This window comes from Shewanella sp. SM101 (assembly GCF_025654465.1).
Taxonomy (GTDB): domain Bacteria; phylum Pseudomonadota; class Gammaproteobacteria; order Enterobacterales; family Shewanellaceae; genus Shewanella; species Shewanella oncorhynchi.
This window is the reverse complement of the sequence record NZ_JAKKRH010000112.1, coordinates 1-1,868: the sequence shown is the minus strand read 5'-3', so window position 1 is coordinate 1,868 and position 1,868 is coordinate 1. Positions and strand designations below refer to the sequence as shown.

General features: G+C 48.2%; 1 protein-coding gene. It reads right to left on the bottom strand.

Features of this window, described 5'->3' with window-relative positions:
• Window positions 1-630 precede the first annotated feature (630 nt).
• On the bottom strand, window positions 631-1,868 hold a 1,238-nt coding region (glmM, locus tag L5M38_RS24075), incomplete at its 5' end, for a phosphoglucosamine mutase (protein WP_263180541.1).

Here is a 1,868-nt window from a genome sequence, read left to right as displayed (position 1 = left end):
GACTAGCTTGAGTAAAGCTATCGCCTCATCACGTCGATTTCTATCCGCTACCGACTCGATAACGTAAGCAGGTACACCATTTTGAGTAATAATCATCGGTTCATCGAGGGTTAAGCTCGCGGCATTTTTCTTCAAAAAACTGATTGTTTCTATGTTCATAGGTTGATGCCTAGTTGATTAATTGAAAATAAGAAAACCCATTCACTAAGCCAAAATCATATCATGCGATAGATTAAAGACCAAAAAAGACTAAAAAAGACTAAAGACATCAAAACGCTTAACGCCGTGCTGACGGAGGACGGATTACGGAACGTTCGCACGCTCACTCACCGTCAGGGCGAAGCCCGTTCCGTTATCCGTAAGTCACGCAGTGACGTTCCGTAGCCGCAAAGTGGCGTTCGTAGAAGCTAGAGCGAGCTTGCGAGCGTTCTAGGGCCGAAGGCCTTCTAGCAGCAGCGCTTTTTGCTGCGTCCTAGCAGTTGCGTACGACTGCATGGATGCAGGAGGTACGAGCCCAGGGACGGGCGAAGGTAGAATAATGCAGGAGCAATTATCGAGAATAAAGCAGGAGCAGTTATCGAGCAACGCCCTAGAGTCTTGCAGCCGAAGGCCGTCAGCGAAGCGCCCGCTTTACGCCGCTCTTACCGCATCTGCGATAAACTCGGCTTGAGTCTGTGTCATCAGATTATCCGTTGACTCCACCATCACTCGGATTAAAGGCTCTGTGCCGGACTTACGTAATAGTACGCGCCCTTGGTCACCCAATATCCCTTCCGCTTTTACCACTGCCTGCTTAACACTGTCTAAAGCCAAAATGCTGTCGGCACTGCCTGATGATAAACGCACATTAATAAGTACTTGCGGCAGCTTGGTCATGCCCGCTTTAATGTCGGCTAGACGTTTGCCTGACTCTAAAATGGCTTTAAGTACCTGTAGAGACTCCACAATACCATCACCCGTTGAAGCGTGCTTTAAACTCAAAATATGCCCAGAACCTTCGCCGCCCAGTTGCCAACCCGTTTCTTTAAGCTGCTCAACCACATAGCGGTCGCCTACCTTTGCACGTACAAAGGGAATGTCCATTTGCTTAAGGGCCAGTTCTAAACCAAGGTTCGACATTAAAGTACCAACCACACCGCCGACCATTTCACCTTTATGGCACGCGGCTTGTGCCAGAATAAATAAAATTTCATCACCATCAACCACATGGCCATTATGGTCAACAAACATCACCCTATCCGCATCGCCATCTAATGCAATACCTAAATCGGCCTCATGCACCATCACGGCGGTTTGCAAACTATCTAAATGTGTTGCACCGCAATGGTCATTAATATTCACCCCATTAGGTTTGTCATTAATGCTAATCACCTCAGCCCCTAACTCACGGTACACATTCGGCGCGATATGGTAAGCGGCGCCATGGGCGCTATCGACAACAATCTTCAACCCCGTCAAACTTAAGTGATTCGGGAATGTTCCCTTACAAAACTCAATATAACGGCCTGCGGCATCATCAATACGGCGAACCTTACCGAGTTTTTCAGAGGCGACACACTGCATCGCATTATGCTGCAGCGCCTGTTCTAATAAGGTTTCAATTTCAAGCTCCTGCGCATCATTTAATTTAGTGCCAGAGTTTGAAAAAAACTTAATCCCATTGTCGTAATAAGGGTTGTGGGAGGCACTGATCACCACCCCGGCATCGGCGCGAAATGTCGACGCCAAATACGCCACCGCAGGTGTTGGCATTGGGCCAATCAACGCCACATTCACACCCGCCGCTGAAAATCCCGCCTCCATTGCCGACTCAAGCATATAGCCACTAATACGGGTATCTTTACCAATCAACACTTCTTTAGTGCCCC